This window comes from Photorhabdus akhurstii (assembly GCF_019090985.1).
Lineage (GTDB): Bacteria > Pseudomonadota > Gammaproteobacteria > Enterobacterales > Enterobacteriaceae > Photorhabdus > Photorhabdus akhurstii.
Genome location: NZ_CP020335.1, coordinates 4,763,563 through 4,777,616 on the forward strand (window position 1 = coordinate 4,763,563; position 14,054 = coordinate 4,777,616).

Annotated in this window: 13 protein-coding genes; 4 read left to right on the top strand and 9 right to left on the bottom strand. The window is 38.0% G+C overall.

The window, feature by feature from the left end; genetic code table 11:
• Window positions 1–13 precede the first annotated feature (13 nt).
• Window positions 14–1,324: an L-fucose:H+ symporter permease gene (gene fucP, locus B0X70_RS20700; RefSeq protein ID WP_217471779.1), complete on the bottom strand. Its 1,311-nt coding sequence runs from the start codon at window positions 1,322–1,324 to the stop codon at window positions 14–16.
• Window positions 1,325–1,786: 462 nt separating this feature from the next.
• Between fucP and fucA the strand changes: the two genes are divergently transcribed.
• Together fucA and B0X70_RS20710 are read left to right on the top strand one after the other, a co-directional pair.
• Window positions 1,787–2,437: an L-fuculose-phosphate aldolase gene (fucA, locus tag B0X70_RS20705; RefSeq protein WP_105398393.1), complete on the top strand. Its 651-nt coding sequence runs from the start codon at window positions 1,787–1,789 to the stop codon at window positions 2,435–2,437.
• A gap of 323 nt (window positions 2,438–2,760) precedes the next feature.
• The gene (locus B0X70_RS20710) at window positions 2,761–3,861 is read left to right on the top strand and encodes a glycerol dehydrogenase (RefSeq protein ID WP_110091347.1); all 1,101 of its coding nucleotides are present in this window, start codon (window positions 2,761–2,763) and stop codon (window positions 3,859–3,861) included.
• Between the two features lie 198 nt (window positions 3,862–4,059).
• On the opposite strand, the gene B0X70_RS20715 is transcribed toward B0X70_RS20710, so the two are convergent.
• The 4 genes from B0X70_RS20715 to B0X70_RS20730 form a co-directional block, all read right to left on the bottom strand.
• Window positions 4,060–4,641, bottom strand: a complete 582-nt coding sequence (locus B0X70_RS20715) for a tetratricopeptide repeat protein (protein WP_110091346.1) — start codon at window positions 4,639–4,641, stop codon at window positions 4,060–4,062.
• Entirely contained in the window at window positions 4,638–5,768 is a 1,131-nt protein-coding gene (locus B0X70_RS20720) for an SPM autocatalytic domain-containing protein (protein WP_246550559.1), read from the bottom strand. The genes B0X70_RS20715 and B0X70_RS20720 overlap by 4 nt, the downstream gene beginning before the upstream one ends.
• Before the next feature lie 459 nt (window positions 5,769–6,227).
• Window positions 6,228–6,659 carry a DUF29 domain-containing protein gene (locus tag B0X70_RS20725; RefSeq protein ID WP_105398395.1) on the bottom strand — a complete coding sequence of 144 codons (432 nt, stop codon included), beginning with the start codon at window positions 6,657–6,659 and terminating at the stop codon, window positions 6,228–6,230.
• A gap of 192 nt (window positions 6,660–6,851) precedes the next feature.
• Entirely contained in the window at window positions 6,852–7,283 is a 432-nt protein-coding gene (locus B0X70_RS20730) for a DUF29 domain-containing protein (RefSeq protein WP_217470269.1), read from the bottom strand.
• Between the two features lie 494 nt (window positions 7,284–7,777).
• Between B0X70_RS20730 and glpT the strand changes: the two genes are divergently transcribed.
• Both glpT and glpQ read left to right on the top strand, forming a co-directional pair.
• Window positions 7,778–9,130, top strand: a complete 1,353-nt coding sequence (glpT, locus tag B0X70_RS20735; RefSeq protein WP_036776048.1) for a glycerol-3-phosphate transporter — start codon at window positions 7,778–7,780, stop codon at window positions 9,128–9,130.
• A 181-nt stretch (window positions 9,131–9,311) separates the two neighbouring features.
• Window positions 9,312–10,388 (top strand): glycerophosphodiester phosphodiesterase, encoded by a 1,077-nt coding sequence (gene glpQ, locus B0X70_RS20740; protein ID WP_214040327.1) that lies wholly within the window; start codon window positions 9,312–9,314, stop codon window positions 10,386–10,388.
• 49 nt (window positions 10,389–10,437) lie between these two features.
• Here glpQ and epmA read toward each other — a convergent pair whose 3' ends face one another.
• The 4 genes from epmA to B0X70_RS20760 all read right to left on the bottom strand — a co-directional run bounded on the left by epmA (window position 10,438) and on the right by B0X70_RS20760 (window position 14,025).
• Window positions 10,438–11,415: an elongation factor P--(R)-beta-lysine ligase gene (epmA, locus tag B0X70_RS20745; protein WP_217470270.1), complete on the bottom strand. Its 978-nt coding sequence runs from the start codon at window positions 11,413–11,415 to the stop codon at window positions 10,438–10,440.
• Between the two features lie 238 nt (window positions 11,416–11,653).
• Window positions 11,654–12,070, bottom strand: coding sequence for a fascin domain-containing protein (locus B0X70_RS20750; protein ID WP_246593347.1), 417 nt, complete (start codon window positions 12,068–12,070; stop codon window positions 11,654–11,656).
• Between the two features lie 550 nt (window positions 12,071–12,620).
• Window positions 12,621–13,034 carry a fascin domain-containing protein gene (locus B0X70_RS20755; protein WP_036809402.1) on the bottom strand — a complete coding sequence of 138 codons (414 nt, stop codon included), beginning with the start codon at window positions 13,032–13,034 and terminating at the stop codon, window positions 12,621–12,623.
• 577 nt (window positions 13,035–13,611) lie between these two features.
• Window positions 13,612–14,025, bottom strand: a complete 414-nt coding sequence (locus tag B0X70_RS20760; RefSeq protein ID WP_036809405.1) for a fascin domain-containing protein — start codon at window positions 14,023–14,025, stop codon at window positions 13,612–13,614.
• Window positions 14,026–14,054 lie beyond the last annotated feature (29 nt).

The window sequence follows — 14,054 nt, forward strand, 5'->3', positions numbered from 1 at the left end:
GTTATTTGCTTTCTTAATTAAACGGATGACCAGGTAACGCATTCGCTCGGAATTTTGCGAAAATAAAGATCACAACAAAACAGAAAGCAGGCACAAGCTCAGCCGTAGGAATGTGGCCCACTGCATCACTGACAAATCCCATAATAGGCGTCACAATGCCACCTCCAACAATCGTCATTACAATAAGTGAAGAACCATATTTGGTATCCTGACCTAATCCTTTAATTCCTAATGAAAAGATAGTTGGGTATTGAATAGACATAAACATACTACAAATGGTCAATGCAATTAAACCGATGTATCCCCCCACCAACGCGGAAATAATGCAAAGGATCATGGAGATCAAAGCATAACAAGCTAATACTTTTTCCGGAGCAAATCGCTTAACTAACCAAGTACCCGTCGATCGACCGATAAAGAAAAACACCATTGTCGCTGTCAGATAATTGGCGGCATATCCCGGAGTCATACTTGGAATTTCATCAACAGCATAACGAATCAGGTAACTCCAGCAAGCTGTTTGCGCACCGACATAGCAAAATTGCGCTAACACTGCCCAGCGCCAATGCTTGACTTTAATAAGGCGACCTAAAGACTCAAAAAATGGGCTGTTATTATCATGCGTATCACTTTGTATCACTGGAAATTTAGTAAATAAAATCAAGAATGCAATCATTAAAACAGCAGCAGCGATAATCATATAAGGGGACTGTACCGCTAAGACGAGACTGTGATTATAAGTATCAAGTTGTTCAACAGTCATTTTATCAAGTGTTTCTTGGGGAAAATGAGGGACATCAGATAAAATTAAACTTTGCCCAAAAATAACGGCGACAATTGCCCCAAACGAGTTAAATGTTTGTGCCAGATTAATGCGAAAATGCCCGGTTTTTTCAGGACCCAATACCGTGACGAAAGGATTAGCCGCTGTTTCCAGGCACCCTAACCCCGCAGCGATAATAAACAGCCCCACCAGGAATAGTGTATAACTCATCGCTTCTGCGGCAGGCCAAAAAAGGGCGGCGCCAACAGCATAAAATAATAATCCAGTAATTATCCCTGCTTTATAATTTAACTTATTCATTAATATGCCAGCAGGAATAGGAATAATAAAATAACCAAAATAAAATGCCGATTGAATTAATCCCGCTTGGAAATTTGTTAAGACAAAAGCTTTTTGAAATTGAGGCAACAATATATCATTTAAGTTATTTGCCACAGCCCATAGAAAGAAGAGAGAACATAAAAGAATAAAAGGGATTAAATAACCTCTGTTTTTTTTATTATCCCGCACTATATTTGATTGTATCGATATATTATCCATAGCTCCCTCATCTATCGCAGTTGATACTGTAAGCCTTCCAGAATCAGTCATATTTTTAGCTATCTGTAAGATAAGAAAATGATCCCAATCACACTTATTTATTCATACCGATAAATTGTGAACCTAATCACTAAAATTAGATCCATTACACATGCCCGTTTGTGTTTTTTTTATTTAACTCGGTCATAAAGATGACCGTATAATATTTTTTATGAAAAAACGGTCAATAAAACCAATAAATGACCGTTTGAGTTAGAAATGAAAAATACGGAATAAAAAAATAAATATAGATATCTTTAACCCCCAAAAAGTGATAAAAACATTTGAGCTTAATCACAAAAATTAATTTAAATATTTATTTAAAAACAACAAAGTATTACAACAAAAACAAATAGCAAACTTCATTTATTTTTCATTGACTAGCATAAAAGCATACTTCGAGTTTAAACAAGGTAAATAATCATGAAAAGAAATACATTATCTCGTGAAATTATTAATATATGCTTAGAAATGACCCGACTAGGATTAAATCAAGGCACTGCGGGTAATGTCAGCGTCCGTTATCACAATGGAATGTTAATTACGCCGACAGGAATCCCTTATGAACAATTGACTGAAACACATATTGTTTATGTAGATGAAAACGGTCAACCTGAGAATAATAAGATCCCTTCGAGTGAATGGCGCTTTCATCAGGCGGTCTATCATGCCAGACCCGATGCCAATGCCGTTGTCCATAATCATGCAATTCATTGCACAGCGGTTTCTATTTTAAATAAGCCAATCCCGGCCATTCATTACATGATTGCAGCAGCGGGAGGAGATTCAATTCCCTGTGTACCTTATGCAACATTTGGCACCAAACAACTTTCTGACTATGTATTTAATGGTTTTAAAAACAGAAAAGCCATTCTATTACAGCATCATGGGATGATTGTTTGTGAGGCTAATCTACAAAAAGCACTGTGGCTCGCGCATGAAGTTGAAGTGCTCGCTCATCTATATTTACAGACCCTGGCGATCCAAAATCCAGTTCCTATTCTAAGCCCGGAGGAAATAGCAATTGTGCTTGAGAAATTTAAGACATATGGCTTAAAAGTTGAAAAAAATTGAAAAAATAGGACCATTTTGTCAGGCAGTCATTATGGCACTAACTGCACCAAACGCAGCCAGATCAATGAAGAAGAAGGGCCTGTTCCAGTGCAAAGATCCGGGCATAGATCAAAAAAACACACATTTCCTACTATAAAACGGGTATAACAACTTTATTTATCCATAACCAACCATTAATTTTTATAGATGGTGTTAGCCTGTTAAGTAATTTAAGTACTTTTTCACCCGAAGACAGTTTACCGGTTTGTCACATTTTGTTCTCTGTTCGTTAGGAAAATTGATGCGACAAACAGATATTGAGTTTCCACAAAAGGAATATTCTTATGTTGAAAATTATTCAATCCCCCTCCAAATATATTCAGGGACCTGATGCCCTGCTCCATATTGGTAAATATACAAAAACTATCGCCGACCACGTTTTGGTTATCATCGGTAATTCCGCGATGAAATTGGTGGGAGATACCGTTCATAACAGCCTGGAACAGTATGAAATTACTCGCCATTTTGAAGTGTTTGGCGGTGAATGTAGTCGGAATGAGATTAAACGCCTGTCTGACATTCTTAAAAAACATGAATGCCAAGCCGTTATTGGTATCGGTGGCGGCAAAGTACAAGATACCGCAAAAGCGGTCGCTTACGAATCCAGACTACCTGTTCTGATTGCCCCCACTATCGCTTCCACTAATGCCCCAACCAGTGCTCTCTCAGTTATTTACAGCGATGATGGCAAATTCGAAGACTATCTGTTTCTCCCCACAAACCCAGATATTGTCTTAATCGATACCAGCCTTATCGCTAAAGCCCCAACCCGTTTTCTGATTGCCGGAATTGGCGACGCGTTGGCAACTTACTTCGAAGCCCGTGTTTGTGGAGACGGCCATAAACCTCGAATGACAGATGGTGGGATATCCCGTACCGCAATAGCCCTTGCTCATCTCTGTTACGAAACTTTGTTAGAAGAGGGCTATAAAGCAAAACTGGCTGTTGAAGCGGGCGTCAGTACACCTGCGGTGGAAAATGTCATCGAAGCTATTACTTACTTAAGCGGCCTGGGCTTTGAAAATACGGGAGTAGCCGCCGCGCATTCCGTACACAATGGCTTTACCGTATTAGAAGAATGCCACCACATGTACCACGGCGAAAAAGTCGCCTTTGGGATATTAGTTCAACTAATACTGGAAAATAGCCCAAATGAAGAATTAGACACTTTCCTTGATTTCTGTGTACAGATGGGACTACCGGTTACTCTGGATCAACTTGGGGTAAAAGATGGTGAAAAACTGAAAGAAAAAGTGATGGCAGTAGCGAAAGCCAGTTGTGCCGAGGAAGAAACCATTCACAACCTGCCTTTTGAAGTGACACCGGAAAAAGTGTACGCCGCTATTATGGCTGCTGACCGGATGGGACGCGACTGGCTGTATTAAGTTTAACAAGAGCGGGCAAATTGTCCGCTCAATTTGTTGACAAGGCACTGATTTTTTATTTAATCATTTGTTTTAATGAAGTCTCATTCATCAAACAGAGCCTGCCGCCATATTTAAGAACCCCGCCTCCCCAAATTTTTATTCCTGAAAAGATCTCATCACTTAAGTACTAACAGATTAACTCAAAATATAAATTCACTATTCTGATTTTTTCAACTTAATAACATCACTCCAATTATTAATAAGAAATGTGCATTCATGACATCCAATTTGGCTTCCTTTATTAAAATACTCTTTGGCCTTATTAAAATCTTGATTTACACCAATCCCATTTAAATAATTGGTTCCGATGGTGCGATAGCCTTCAAAATATCCACTTTCTCCAGCTAATTCGAAAAGTGCTCTCGCATCTGAGTATCTATTTTCATCCTCTAAAATAAATCCCAAATTAACCATAGATCTTAACTTATATTTATCATTTCTTGATATAGATAACTTATATCTTTTACTGGCTTCTTGACGATAACCTTCTGTTTGTTGTATTACAGCGAGCATCCAGTTTGCATCTATATTACCACTATTTGCTTTCTCTATTAACGCATGATATTCATCTTCATTTTTAGGCATTGGAATAGAGAATTCTGATAAAAAATCATCTGAATGATTGAAGACAATCGATGGGATATCTTGTATGTTAATATCTGAACTCTGAACAATAAAAGAAAAAAAGAATAGTGAGTAGAGAAAATATTTCTTATTTTTTACAAAAAAATTACTCATAATATAATCTCGCTAAAAGTATTATTTATCCCTATTATGTCAATATTTGAATTTAGTGACGCCATCTGTATGTTTTTATCCACAGCAAAAAACACATCCACTATCTTAGTCGTATCCCCATTATTCCAGAGTACTGAGCTTTCAAGCCCATGAATATTACCATTTATATCCTTGAATCCATTTTCTTTATAGGTAAGATTTATAGCAGAGATTCCTGATTCACTTAATTTATACAACTCTCCATTATCAGTTATACCATCTTTATTGGCATCAATCCATAACTCTAATGAATTCCATAGACTATCATTTTGATTAAAAATACCATCAAAATTATCGTCAAGATCTGCTAATGCAGCAAACCCATTTGCTGATTTGATTCCATTTTTTAATATAGAATTATTCCCAAACAACTCATTTCCGTTATTTATTTTTCCATCTCCATTTTTATCCCATACCAGAAATGCATTATTGGCTTCTATCCATCCTGAACTTTCAACAATACCATCATTATCATGATCAAAATATATAGAACCATTTTCCGCTATGGTAATAATACCATCGCCAGTTAAATCAATAATAAGTGGTGTCTCTGTACTTTTCTGATCTTCAACAATTTCTTCAAGATTATCTAATACGGCATTTGGACTCATTCCTCGTAATTCCTGAATGAAATCTATACCATGTTTATCATTATCATAATGTGAAACTCGAAGAATTGAGTTTACAAAATCTATACAGTTATTAGTAAGGAGGTTATAATTCGGCTTAAAATCATAGAAATTTCCATTTTTTAAATCAGAAATGTAATTTCTCATATTATGAACAACACTTTCTGAATATATTGGATATGTAACACTGGAAATTTTTGATTTATCGTATGCGATTGAATCTCTAAAAGTTATGTTCTCAACTCCTCCTACTTGCTTATTATCACCCAAGCCCCATCCGATTGATTCACCCTGAAATTCAACCCATACATGTCCAAAAGTAGATTTGCTAACGTCTCCTGCCGAATTAGTATATTTAGTACCTGAAGGCGCTATTTTTACTGTTATTGTTTCTACATGCATTCCTTTAAAATTTTCGTTAAAAACTTTATCAACTAACCCATAGTCTTTACTTGGCATAGTTATTTCCTTATTGAAAACTTCCATGATTATCTTTGATAAATTAAAGAAAATACAATTTACTACAAATGGAAATAATTATCAATATCACTACCGAAATTTTATAAGTTTATATAAAAAAATCAAATTAATAATTTACTAATATTTTATCTTTATTATTATATTCTTCGACAAGAAATTAAAACTGTTAGCATTTTACTTCCGTTACTATTTTGGCTCCTACTGTTGCCTTGAGTACAGCCACAGCGATCACAATGAATTTTTCTGTAATTATTGATACGACAAAGGTCATAAAAATGAAAAAAAATCATTTTAGCTAATACAATGAGTATCCACTGAAAAGCAAATAATTTCTGTTAATACTGCTTGCAGTGAAGTGAAAATCAATCAACCACGTTGTTGAGCAACGAGAAAACGCACTGTTCAAAATCAGTGCGTTAGGAAAAAAATTTATCGAGTCTATTCAGGCCAAAAATTTTCATCCATTATTTGCTCAAATGTCCAAGGACAAGTTTCAGGAAACATATTCCGATTAATTAGCGTTTCTTTTTCTGCTAATCGACGAGCAGCGATGTAAGCTTTTTCCAAATGCTCATCCAACTTATTTTTCAAACTAGGAGATTCTTGCAAACAGTCAATTGCCTTATCACGTTGTTCTTCAATGGTCAGTTCCAAACTTCGCCCTCTGCGATCTGCCTGATATCTCCATTTCAGTAAGTGTGCGAGTAAAATTTCCAACCGGGATCGTAATTCTCTGCGCTCGCTTCTCCCCATAGCCTCAATTTCCTCAAGAAGATTTTCCGTATCCAACTGGCTCAAATCACCAGAACGAAGCAAGCCTGCCTGCTCTTGCGTCCAACCATAAAAATCGCTGTCATAACGTGTCGTCATGGTTCCTCCACTTGTATATCAGCTATACAACTGCATAAATTATGTGTCTGGCAGATTATTGGCATACCGTCAAAACAGTATATTTATCATCAAAATTGATTAGCAGCCCATTCACCATAAAGGTACAGCACAGTATTGCAGCTTAAAGCCGGTGGTTTTACCCTTTCATTTGGAAGAATAAATTTATCGAGTCTATTCAGGCCAGAAATTCTCATCCATTATTTGCTCAAACGTCCAAGGACAAGTTTCAGGAAATACACTACGCCTAATATTAGTTTCCCTCTCCGCTGCAATAATGGCATCACCATAAGCATCAGAGGAAATTTCGCTAAGTTCTGACTTTAAGCTGGGATTTTTTTTAAGACGACGGGCTATTTTTCTTCTCTGCTCTTCAATCGTAAGCTTCCAGCTCCGGCCTTGCCGTTCAGATTGGAATTGCCATTTTAGGAGGTGAAGAAACAGTACCTCAAGACGAGATTCCAGCTCGTTTCTTTGGCTATTTCCCATACTTTCTATTTCCTCCGAAAGGTTTTCCCTATCCAATTGACTCAAGTTACCGGAACGAAGCAAACCTGCCTGCTCCCGAGTCCAACCATAAAAATCGCTGTCATAACGTATCGTCATGGGTTCCTCCACTGGGTATATCAGCTATACAACTGTATAAATTATGAGTCTGGCAGATTATAGGCATACCGTCAAAACAGTATGTTTATCGTTAAAATCGATTAGCAGCCCATTCACCGTCAATTGAAACGTTTCCCTTGTCTGAAAGGATACACATATAGAAGATGCATAAAATCTACGGTTTTTGTTTGATAAAGAACAAAAACGAACCAAAAACGCTCACCAGCAATTAAGTAAAGCTCGTTATTGTGACAATAGTCACAATTTCATTGGTAAAGTACATTTTAAAAAGTTAACAAATCACTCAGAATTGTCGCCGGGGCAGAACAACTTTAACAACTGAGGGTTGTTTCACAGATAGGTTGGGTTATTTCTACTATCATAATTTTCGTTATGGAAAATAACCACTTACAAAACCTTTCATTTTCCCATCCGGTGGCATTAGTCAACCGGCGAGCTATTTATATAACTAGAAATGCCATCGGAGGCAAAATATGTTAAGTATTTTCAAGCCGGCACCTCATAGGTCCCGGCTGTCAACAGAACAGATAGATCCCGTCTATCGTCGCTTACGCTGGCAAATTTTTATGGGGATCTTCTTTGGCTACGCGGCTTATTATCTGGTAAGGAAAAACTTTGCTCTGGCAATGCCTTATCTGGTTGAGCAGGGTTTTTCCAAAGGGGATCTCGGTTTCGCGCTATCAGGGATCTCTATCGCATACGGCATCTCCAAATTCATCATGGGCTCCGTATCCGACCGTTCTAACCCACGATTCTTCTTACCTGCGGGTCTGCTCCTCGCGGCGGTTGTTATGCTGTTTATGGGTTTCGTACCCTGGGCAACTTCCAGCATCACTACCATGTTCATACTGCTGTTCCTATGTGGCTGGTTCCAGGGTATGGGTTGGCCTCCTTGTGGTCGTACTATGGTGCACTGGTGGTCACAGAAAGAGCGTGGCGGTATCGTTTCTATCTGGAACTGCGCGCACAATGTCGGCGGAGGCTTACCGCCATTGCTATTCCTGTTGGGTATGGCGTGGTTCAATGACTGGAAAGCCGCACTTTACATGCCAGCTTTCGCCGCCATTCTCGTTGCATTGATTGCGTTCGCGCTGATGCGTGACACACCACAATCCTGTGGCTTGCCACCAATCGAAGAGTATAAAAACGACTATCCATCTGATTATACAGAGAAAGATGAAAAAGAATTAACCGCTAAACAGATTTTCATGCAGTACGTGTTACCGAACAAACTGCTGTGGATGGTTGCTATGGCTAACGTATTTGTTTATCTGCTACGTTACGGCATTCTTGATTGGTCGCCAACTTATCTGCGTGAAGCCAAACATTTCGCACTGGATAAATCTTCATGGGCTTATTTCCTGTACGAATATGCCGGTATCCCAGGCACGCTACTATGTGGTTGGATGTCAGACAAAATATTTAAAGGTAACCGTGGTGCAACCGGTGTGTTCTTTATGACACTGGTCACGATTGCAACTATCGTATTCTGGCTGAACCCACCAGGTAATCCAGCGGTAGATATGGCTTGTATGCTGACTATTGGTTTCCTTATCTACGGCCCGGTTATGCTGACTGGTCTACATGCCCTTGAGCTTGCTCCCAAGAAAGCCGCCGGTACAGCCGCTGGCTTCACCGGCTTATTTGGTTACTTAGGCGGCTCTGTTGCTGCAAGTGCTATCATCGGCTACACCGTTGACTTTTTCGGTTGGGACAGCGGCTTTATGGTAATGATTGGCGGGAGTATCTTGTCCGTTATTCTATTGCTAATCGTTACAATTACCGAAAGCAAACATAAACAAGAAATCACCCAACAATATGGCTAATCTCTGTCATTAAACTGTGATATATCACCGATAATATTAATTACGCCGCAGCATTTATATGTTGCGGCTTTTTTCAGCATCTAAACTAAGCTAAGAGATTATGTCAGTCAGTGTCTAACACAATCAAGCGCACAGTTTAATGAGATAGATTTCATCTCATAACTAAAACGGAGAAACACACATGCAAACTCCAATCAAAACAATAATAACAGGTATTATTTTAGCCTCATCTATGTCAGGTATCACCCAAGCGGCAGACAAGATTGTTATCGCCCATCGAGGCGCAAGTGGATATCTGCCTGAACACACTCTGCCGGCCAAAGCGATGGCTTATGCCGAAGGTGCGGATTATCTGGAACAAGATCTGGTTATGACTAAAGACGATGAGCTGATAGTCTTACATGACCATTACCTTGATCGCGTCACTGACGTTGCCAGCAAATTCCCCGGCCGTACTCGTCAAGACGGACGCTACTATGCCATCGACTTTACCTTGTCTGAAATAAAATCATTAAAATTCACAGAAGGCTTCGATATTAAAAACGACCGACAAATACAAAATTTCTCCAACCGTTTTCCAATGTGGAAGTCTGATTTCCGAATCCACACTTTTCAAGAAGAGATTGAGTTTGTTCAGGGATTGAATAAATCTACCGGAAAAAACATCGGCATTTATCCTGAAATCAAGGCACCTTGGTTCCATCAGCAAGAGGGTAAAGATATTTCCACTAAGGTGCTGACAGTGCTAAAAGAGTATGGTTACACCAAGAAAAGTGACAAAGTTTACCTCCAATGTTTTGATGTCAACGAACTTAAACGCATCAAAAACGAACTGGAACCTAAGTTAGGCATGGATCTGAAGCTAATTCAACTTATCGCCTACACTGACTGGAATGAAACCTATGAAAAGCAACCAGACGGCAAATGGACAAATTACAGCTATGACTGGATGTTCAAACCCGGAGCTATGCAAAAAGTGGCAAAATATGCTGATGGCATTGGCCCTGATTACCATATGATTGTGTCTGAGGATTCCACCCCAACCAATATTAAGTTAACCGGTATGGTGAAAGAGGCTCACGCTAATAATATGAAAATCCATCCATATACGATTCGGGTTGATCAACTACCTAAATACGCCGCCAGCGGCGATCAACTTTTCGATATCATATATAACCAAGCGGGCGTAGATGGTGTATTCACCGATTTTCCTGACTTAGGTGTGAAATTCCTGCAAAAACAGCATCAACATAAATAAGATGCAAACAGGGCGCTTCAATCTGCGCCCTGTTCCTATCGCTTAATAATTACGCCTTAGTTATCGAAAAAGCCATAACATCACTGAGCTTTTCAGCCCGCAAAGCCAACATCACCAAACGATCGACACCAAGCGCCACCCCTGCGCACTCAGGCATCCCTTGTTTCAGGGCGCCAATCAGATTTTCATCAATCGGTCGAACAGGTAAACCCAATTCTGCTCGTTTACGGTTATCCTGTTCAAAACGCTGATGCTGCTCATGACTATCAGTTAACTCACGGAAGCCATTCGCCAATTCAACGCCTTTAAAATAGACTTCAAAACGCTCTGCCACCCGATGATCTTCTTTGCTGATTTCCGCCAGAGAAGCCTGAGAAGCCGGAAAATGGTAGATAAAAGTTGGCTTTTCAGTACCAATATGCGGTTCAACGCCAACAGCAAACAAAAGTTGCAATAAAGTATCCCGATCCTCTTCTACATCAGCAATATTACTCAGATCCAGTTTGGCCGCGACTTCACGCAACTTTTCTTTCTCTGCTGATAGCGGATCGATATCCAGATAACGCAGGAAAGCTTGTTGATAAGAGAGTGATTCCGCATTTTCACAGTCAAGGATCTGTTGAAGTAAATCATCAACTTCATTCATCAAACGATACATATCATAGTGAGGACGATACCATTCCAGCATGGTAAATTCAGGATTATGGTAACGACCCGCCTCTTCATTACGGAAGCAGCGACTCAGCTGATAAATTGGGCCACTTCCTGCTGCCAACAGGCGCTTCATGTGATATTCCGGGCTTGTCATCAGGTAAAGAGTCATACCATCCGCGGCACCTGGACCAACAAACTCCGTCTGAAAAGGAAACAATTGAATATCAGTCACTGTAAACTGACCCATCGCAGGCGTTTCAACTTCCAATACCCCACGATCTGCGAAAAAGCGCCGTATTTCTGCTAAAATAGTCGCTCGTTTCAACAAGTTGGCGATAGGTGCGCTTGGCTGCCAGTTTGCTGTTTCGCTCATGTAAATGACTCCAAAATAAAACCAAACGTGCAGTCTACCTGCATCACACATATCAGACAAATTATTACCGTCTGATCATCCCGGAACAACTTAGCTTGTCTCGCATCAAGACTATCGCAGATTGACTACTGCCGGATATATTATTAGCTATCTGCCAAAATATTACCGCCAGATAAACAATAAAATAGTGATCGATTTTTCCTGACACAACAAAGCCAATACCAGACAAAATCACCATTTACTCTAACAGAGTTATCAATTTAAAATGGCAAAATGCATCTATATGGGTTTTATCCGCCTTAATATAATTAATACCTTTTATGCTGATCCTACTCAAATATTTTTCATTATCTGCCTTTAGTACTATCAAATTATAGCCGACATCTTCTACAGCAAACGTAGAATAAACATCAACACTCAATTTTGTAGCTTCAATATAATTACCGCCAGGACGATAAACCCGACTCAAATATAACCCATTGTCTGCCCGAAGTGCCATTGTATAAGCATCAAATAGCGTCACTACATACCGGGAAGAAGCACCAATAGTATATCTTCCAGCCTGAATGTAATTAATCTTTCCTTGACTGAATCGACTCAAATAGAGTCCATTATCTGCCTGCAAGGCGATAGTGTGCTCTGATAATGCCATCATACCCTCCGTTTAAATATATACCCGTCATCTTTCAAGTTGCCTCTTTGTTGGCTGCACTCACTCACCCCAGTCACATCGTTATCTATGCTCCCGGGGATTCGCTCCCTCGCCGTCGCGATGCATCTTGAAATCCATAGGGTATAATTAATTACTTTATAGAATACCATTTAAACTTCATATCGACTCTCTATGCCCATAGAAAATAAAATTCCCTTGTTGAATATATACTACTGCCGTTAAACAATAAAATATATCCTCTCTTTATTATGGACGATATAGCCAATTATTACTTATAATTATTAAATAACCAGGGGAAATTATCATATTAAAATTAAGATATTATAAGGAAACTGAAAAATAATTTAAGATGATAATTATAATATGACCAGTAACACGAAGAATACATTATCAATAAAATTATCATGAAATATAATTAATGTTTTACCTGATGTATTAAATGACTAATCCTATTATTTTAATAGTAAAACAATAGTGGTCAAATAAAACTGACCACCATAATAATACGCCAGAAGAGATCACAATTGTCCAATTACAGTTTTATAAATTTAAACTGGCAATATATATCTAAGTCGTATTTATCCGGTTTAATATAGTTAAAAATACCACCAGAATTGTTCCGGCTCAGATATTTTCCATTATCCGCACACAAAGCTATAACATTATCGTCGATATATTCTAAAATAAAAGTAGAATAAACATCAATGTCTGATTTTATCGCTACTATATAATCACTACCAGCCAGAGAGATCCGACTTAAATAGAGGCCATTGCTTGCACGAAGGGCTATCTTATTAGAGCTAAGTTGTGTTACAGAATATTTTGTGTAAATATCAATAATAGATTTATTAGCTTCAATAAAGTCAAATCTTCCTCCTCGATCAATTCGACTTAAATAGCATCCATTATCTGCTTGTAATGCAATAGGGCTACTTGATAATCCCATAACATTCTCCTGTTTATACCCGTCATCTTTCTAGTTGCCTCTTTGTTGGCTGCACTCACTCACCCCAGTCACATAGTTATCTATGCTCCCGGGGATTCTCTCCCTTGCCGCCGCGATGCATCTTGAAATCCATAGGGTATAGATATATTTAGTTTATTTTGGTCAACTATATTATTTATAGCGCATTAATTTAAGCATCACATTTTACTATTCCTGTAAATATAAAATCTTTTCAATGAATATATACAACCAATATAATTATTAAATACCAAAATATATTTTTATATCTATTTTGAATGATATGATAATTTAAGATTTAATTATAATATTCATTAAATATAAATCATTTTCACATTTAAATTATAAAACCACAAACTATAAATAAAAGTTATTTTTAATTATTAATTTCAACATTATAAATAACTTTAAAACCCATTATTATTTAATTATCTTAAAATAAGTAATAGGTTTTTATCTGACATAGTAAATGGCTGATATTATTAGTACAAAAATAAGACAAAATAATAGTGGCCAGTTTTACCTGTCCACCATAAAAAACTCAAATAAAGATCATTACTTATGCAATTAATGTAGTCACTTTAAAGCGGCAATACACGTCTAAATTAACTTTATCCGGCTTAATGTAATCAACACCATTCTGAGTGATTCGACTTAAATATTTCCCGTTATCCGCGCGTAGAGCAATCACATTACATCCGACATCCTCTACTGTAAACGTAGAATAAACATCAATACTCGATTTCGCTGCTTCAATATAATCACCACCAGTTCGAGTAATCCGGCTCAAATAAAGCCCATTATCAGCAAGAAGCGCTATCTTATTAGTACCAAGCTGTATTAATTTATATCTTGAGTATATATCAATGGCAGATTTAACAGCTTCAATATACTGAACCCCCGCCAGATCTACTCGACTCAGGTAGAGATTATTATCTGCTTGTAATGCAATAGTGATATTTGGTAATCCCATAATATTCTCCTATTTAAATACATTTTGAT